This window comes from bacterium (genome assembly GCA_040757115.1).
GTDB lineage: Bacteria > UBA9089 > CG2-30-40-21 > CG2-30-40-21 > SBAY01 > JBFLXS01.
Window position 1 is genome coordinate 1 of sequence record JBFLYA010000126.1, and the last position, 6,407, is coordinate 6,407.

Annotated in this window: 7 protein-coding genes; all 7 read right to left on the reverse strand. The window is 36.4% G+C overall.

The window, feature by feature from the left end; genetic code table 11:
- Positions 1-340 precede the first annotated feature (340 nt).
- Positions 341-2,101 (reverse strand): ATPase, T2SS/T4P/T4SS family, encoded by a 1,761-nt coding sequence (locus AB1422_11665; protein ID MEW6619972.1) that lies wholly within the window; start codon positions 2,099-2,101, stop codon positions 341-343.
- Positions 2,102-2,203: 102 nt separating this feature from the next.
- Entirely contained in the window at positions 2,204-3,061 is an 858-nt protein-coding gene (locus tag AB1422_11670; protein MEW6619973.1) for a nitrilase-related carbon-nitrogen hydrolase, read from the reverse strand.
- 56 nt (positions 3,062-3,117) lie between these two features.
- Positions 3,118-3,474, reverse strand: coding sequence for a four helix bundle protein (locus AB1422_11675; protein ID MEW6619974.1), 357 nt, complete (start codon positions 3,472-3,474; stop codon positions 3,118-3,120).
- Positions 3,475-3,622: 148 nt separating this feature from the next.
- Positions 3,623-3,976 carry a 50S ribosomal protein L20 gene (gene rplT, locus AB1422_11680; GenBank protein MEW6619975.1) on the reverse strand — a complete coding sequence of 118 codons (354 nt, stop codon included), beginning with the start codon at positions 3,974-3,976 and terminating at the stop codon, positions 3,623-3,625.
- Positions 3,977-4,013: 37 nt separating this feature from the next.
- The gene (gene rpmI, locus AB1422_11685) at positions 4,014-4,214 is read right to left on the reverse strand and encodes a 50S ribosomal protein L35 (protein MEW6619976.1); all 201 of its coding nucleotides are present in this window, start codon (positions 4,212-4,214) and stop codon (positions 4,014-4,016) included.
- 380 nt (positions 4,215-4,594) lie between these two features.
- Entirely contained in the window at positions 4,595-5,110 is a 516-nt protein-coding gene (gene infC, locus AB1422_11690) for a translation initiation factor IF-3 (GenBank protein MEW6619977.1), read from the reverse strand.
- A 116-nt stretch (positions 5,111-5,226) separates the two neighbouring features.
- The coding region (gene thrS, locus AB1422_11695) for a threonine--tRNA ligase (GenBank protein MEW6619978.1) at positions 5,227-6,407 on the reverse strand (1,181 nt) is incomplete at its 5' end.

Here is a 6,407-nt window from a genome sequence, read left to right on the forward strand (position 1 = left end):
ATATAGATTGAAATTTATAGAAATAGGTAGAAATTGATTGTGGGAAACAACAAATTTCCATAAATTTCTATTAGTTTCTACTAATTTCAATTTTTTTAATAATATCTCCCTATCTCCTTAATCTCCATATCTCCTTTTGTTACACCACCTGAACGTTTACCCTTTTTTTAACCGCAAAGAACGCAAAGATTAAATGAGAAAGGAATCATAGAAAATTCACGAAAGTCCAGTGTCTCTGGTGAATAGATTTTAATTTTTTTCTCTGCGAACTCTTTTGTCTCTGCGGTGAACGATTACCTTTAAAATGGTGAGAGAGCAATAATCCAGTGAGGCTATATTTTTAAGCCGCGGGGGGAGTAACATTTTCTGGCACATAAGGTGTGGCTTTTTCTTCAAAGGCAACGCGGATTAATTCTTCAATGGTGGTTATTCCGGCTAAAACCTTTTTTATGGTGGCTTCTCTTAAAGTAATTAACCCGGAGCGTTTCGCCGCTTCTTTGATAATGTGGACTGATTCACGGGCTAAAATCAACTCTCGAATTTCATCATTTAATTCCATTACCTCAAATACACCAATTCTACCTTTATAGCCCGTATGAGAACACTTTTTACACCCAATTCCATGATATAATTTAATTTTTTCTCCTTCATCTGGTTGGATACCTATTTCTTTAAGCAGTGCGGGTGAGGGGTCATAAGCCTCTTTGCAATTAGGGCATATAACACGGACTAATCTCTGACTAAGAGATAAAATAACCGTTGATGTAATTAAAAATGGTTCAATGCCCATATTAAGCAGGCGGGTAATAGCCCCTGGGGCATCATTTGTATGGAGTGTAGAAAAGACTAAATGCCCGGTTAAAGCGGCATTAATTGCTACTTCGGATGTTTCACGGTCTCTAACCTCACCAACCAGAATTATATCCGGGTCCTGCCGCATAAATGCCCTCAATCCATCTGAAAAATCTAACCCTATTTCGGGTTTTACCTGCACTTGATTTATCCCCCTTAACACATATTCTACCGGGTCTTCAATCGTAATAATATTTTTATCCGTGGCGTTAATCGTTCTCAAGGTAGAATAAAGCGTTGTCGATTTCCCACTGCCTGTTGGTCCGGTGATAAGTATAATCCCATAAGGGGCAACAATGTTCTTTTCATATAAAGCCAATGCCTCTTTATCAAAGCCTAATTTAGACAGGTCTAAACATAAACTTTTCGGGTCAAGAATACGGAGAACTACCTTTTCCCCATGCACCGTGGGGATAATCGAGACTCTTAAATCTGCCTCTCGATTGGAAATAATCACTTTGGCTCGACCGTCCTGGGGTAATCTTTTTTCTGCAATGTCTAAATTAGCAATAATTTTTATTCTTGAAACAAGCGATGGGTGGAGAGTTTTAGGTGGAGAGGGCATCTCGTATAAAATGCCATCAATCCTGTATCGCAATCTAACATCTTTTTGATAAGGTTCTAAGTGAATATCCGATGCCCCAGCATTTATCGCCTCACTTAAAATATAATTAACTAATCTGATAATTGGTGCTTCGTCTCCTTTTCCCATTTGAGAAATATCAATGGCGGCTTCCTCGGTCATCGGTCTCAAAACCTCAAATGTCTTCTCATCAATTCCTTTCATAATCTCGTCAATAGACCGCTCTTTTTTCCCATAGCATTTTTCAATGACATCTTTAATTTCATTTTCGGATGCAACCACGGGTTTTATATTACACTTAGTTGCCCTTTTAATATCATCTAAGGCAAATACATCTAATGGGTCTGCCATAGCCACGATTAAGGTATTATCTTCTTTGGAAATAGGGATAGCCAGGTGGCGTCTGACAATACTCTCTAAAACCTCTCGTCTCACATCTAAAGAAAAAGGGGATATTTCTGCTTCAGCTAAATTTACATGCTCCATTCCTAACTGGTTGGCTAAGAAATCCATAATAATGCCTTCTGTGGTAAACCCCAATTTAACCAGAATTTTACCCAGTCTTTCTCGACTTCTCTTTTTTTCAGCCAGGGCGATGTCAAGTTGTTCCCGGCTAATAATTCCTGCCTCTACTAATAATTCACCTAATCTAATTTTTTCTGGCATTTTAATCACCTCATTAGATTTGCTGATTCGTCAGCAATTACCATTTAATCAGTTAATTTCGTAAACCCCTATTAAAGATGATATAAATCCTGAACCGTAACATTAGGGTAACGGATTAATTACTTCCTTATAGGTTTCTGGTCGGCGATTGGCATAGAATGTCCAGATATTTCGTGTCTCTTTTATTAAATCCAGGTCTGTGTCGGCGATTAATATCTCATCTTTTTCTCCTGCCTCGGCGATTATCTCACCATTTGGGTCGATAACAATACTGCCGCCGTGAAATTTTTGTCCCTCTTCATCACCAACTCGATTAGCCCTTGCTACAAAAAGATTATTAGCAATCGCATTGGCACATAATACCTTTCGCCATTTTGCCTGGAAGGCAAAGCTACAGGCAGTGGGAGCAAATATAATTTGTGCCCCTTTTAACCCTAATATTCGACTACCCTCCGGAAAAAAATTATCCCAGCACATCTGGATACCAATTGTTGCAAATTTTGTTTTAAACACAGGATAACCCAGGTTCCCTAATGTAAAATAAAATCTTTCTTCCCACAGTGGTAGATGAGGAATGTGATTTTTTCGATATTTACCGAGTATTTTTCCATTGGCATCTATTACCACCGCGGTATTAAAATATATTCCTTCCTCCGCTTTTTCAAACATTGGCAAAATCAGGACTATTTTTTCTTTTTTGGCGACTTCGCCCATTACTTTAGTCATCTCGCCTGGAATTTCTTCCGCTAATGCAAAGTTTGAAACATCAATATTTTTCGGAAACCAATGAAGATTAAATATTTCCTGGAAACAGATAATATTTGCTCCTTTTGAGGAAAGATTTTGAGCAAACTCAATTGATTTAGATAGATTTTCTTTCCTGTCCTTAGTGCAGGTCATTTGAACCAACCCAACGGTAACCACCTTTTTACTCCCTCCTGTTTGCTTATCTTTACCCATAAGTTTTACTGGACAATGTTACATTCATTCACAATTCGCAATTCACCATTCACAATTCACGATTTTTTTCCTATCGTCCGTATGCTGGAACTGATGATTTTTGAGAGCTCATCACATTCTTTAACCACGCTCAATAGTTGATTAATGGGTAACAAATTGCTTCGTTTTATAATCTCCAACCAAATTCCAGATTCATTTAATTCTTTCAAAACAATCCCCAACTTGTGAACAAAATCATTTTTACTTTCCGCTCCTCGTGCTTCACCATAATTCGGTGCAGGAGAAGTACCACATCGAAGTAATTGCCCCGCAATGTGTTTCCCAACCTGAGTATTTGGTAATGCAGAGCATAATTCTATAATCATGACTGCAAAATTAATCAATCGTTCCTGAATATCATCCCCTTTTGCCACTCATGAATCTCCTTAACTTTCGTTCACCATTCACAATTCACCATTCACAATTCACAATTTCTTCCCTAAATTTCCTTAATAATGGTGAATTGTGAATTGTCAATTGTGAATTGTGAATTATCACTCTTCACTAACTACTGCTTACTTCCTACAGGTTTTTTTGAGCTAATTGAACTAATTTAGCAAAGGCATTTTTATCATTAACCGCTAAATCTGATAGCATTTTACGGTCTAACTGTGCATTTGCCTTTTTTAACCCATTAATAAATTTACTGTAAGAGAGTCCATATTCTCTTACGGCGGCGTTTATTCGAATAATCCATAATTGCCTAAATTCCCTTTTTCGGGCTTTGCGGTCTCGATAAGCATAGACTCCGGCACGAATAACAGCCTCTTTAGCTAATTTATACCAGCGATGTCGTGCACCCCAGTAACCTTTGGTTAATTTCCTTATTTTGTTTTTTCTTCTTCTTGTAGCAACATTCGTTGCGGCTCTTGGCATTTGAATTCATACCTCCTTTATGGTAACTATTTACCCTTTATTTATACGGAATAAGTTTGCGGATATTCTGTCTATCTCTACGGCTAACAAATCCTGCGCTACGCAAATTGCGTTTTCTATCCCTGGTTTTACAGGTAAATAGATGTCCGGCATTAGCCTTTTCACGCTTTATTTTGCCAGTAGCCGTAACTTTAAAAAATCTTTTTGCGGCTCCTCTGTTAGTCTTTATCTTAGGCATTAGTAATCCTCCTTTTCTCTGGTAATTGGTTTAGAGTTCTGCAAAACCAGGAAACTGTGGTTTTTAAGCGGGTATTTAATTTCCTCCACAGATGAAAATGCAAAAAGCAAATATAAAAATTACATATCAAAATGTAAAATTATCTCTTTCCTTTCAGCGTTAAAATACTTGAAGCAAAGATATTACCAATTTGAAATTTGATTTGTAATTTTGCATTTTGATATTTATATTTGATATTTAATATTTGATATTTGATATTTATTTGTTGTCTCCCCCAAATCCTATTTTGCAGAACCCTACTGGTAATTGGTAATTATGTGTAATTATTTAGCCATCTGAAAAACTAATGGCTGAGAGCTGATACCTGAATACTATTTCCCTCACTTATGTTTTTTATCTGGGGCTAAAATCATTATCATTTGTTTGCCTTCTAATTTTGGCATCACCTCGACTATTCCTATTTCTTTCAAATCCTCTACAAGTCTATCGAGTATTTTCCTCCCCAACTCTGAGTGTTCCATTTCTCGTCCTCGAAATCCCATTATTATTTTAACCTTATCTCCGTCCTGTAGGAATTTGGAAATATGTCTAAGTTTGACTTCATAATCATGCCTTTCAATGTGAGGTCGAAGTTTTATCTCTTTTACTAAAATAATCTTTTGCTTTTTCTTTTTCTCCCGTTCTTTTTTTCTTTGTTCGTATCGATATTTACCATAATCCATAATTTTACAGACAGGCACCGTTGAATCAGGAACTATCTCGACTAAATCTAAATCTTTCTCCATAGCTAAGTCTAATGCTTTATATAAAGGGATAATTCCTATCTGTTGTCCATCTGTATCTATCACTCGAACTTCTCTTGCTCGAATTTGCCTATTTATTCTAAGTCCCTTAATAGTTACTCATACCTCCTTTTTATTGGTAACTGGTGAATGGTAATTAGTTACCAGTTTTTAATTTCATGAAGCCTCTTTGTCCCTGGTCATAAGAATATCATATCTTAATAATAATGTCAATAGATTTTTTCTTTTATCTCTTTTATTAAATTATCTACAAATTCTTCTACTAAAAGATTTGCTGACTCCTTCGTATGTCTTTTTCGAACGGATACCTTTTCTATTTCTATCTCTTTATCTCCAATGATTAACATATATGGAGTTTTCTCAAGTAATTCTGCTTCACGGATTTTAAATCCTATTTTTTCATTTCTTTTATCTACTTTAACCCGCACCCCTTGTTCTAATAATCGTTCTTTAATCTTTTCTGCATAAGAAATATGTCGGTCGGCAATGGTCATAATCATTACCTGGGTTGGAGAAAGCCAGGTAGGTAATGCGCCCGCATAATGTTCGAGCAACGCCCCTAAAAATCGCTCAAGACTACCCAACACTACTCGATGAATCATTACTGGCTGATATTCATTACCATCACTGCCTACATAAGTCACATTAAATCTTTGTGGTAAATTAAAATCTACCTGGATAGTTGGACCTTGCCAGGCTCTACCAAGTGCATCTTTGAGTTTAATATCAATTTTGGGGCCATAAAAAACTCCTTCCCCTTCATCAATGGCATAATTTAGTCCTTGCTTTTTTAGTCCGACGCTCAAGGCAGAAGTAGCTTTCTCCCAAATATCTGGAGTTCCAACATATTTTTCTGGTTTGGTAGAAAGATAGACATCATATTCTTTAAATCCAAAGGTCTTTAACATCTCTGAGGCAAAGTTTAAAACAGTGCATATCTCCTCTTCAAGTTGGTCCTGACGACAAAAGATATGAGCATCATCCTGCGTAAATCCTCTCACTCGCAGTAACCCATGTAATACCCCACTTCGTTCATATCGATAGACTGTGCCCAATTCAAAATATCTTATGGGTAATTCTTTATAACTTCTTGTCTGGCTTTTATATATTAAAATATGGCCCGGGCAATTCATTGGTTTAAGCACATAAGGATTATCTTCAACTTCCATAAAATACATATTATCTTTATAATATTCACAATGCCCTGAAGTCTGCCATAAATCAATCTTAGCAATGTGAGGTGTAACTACTTCTAAATAATCTCTTTTTATATGTTCCTGGCGTAAAAATTTACATATTTCCTCGCGAATGATTGCTCCTTTTGGATGATAGTAAATTAATCCTGGTCCAACTTCATCATAAATATCGAATATTTTTAGTTCTTTGCCAA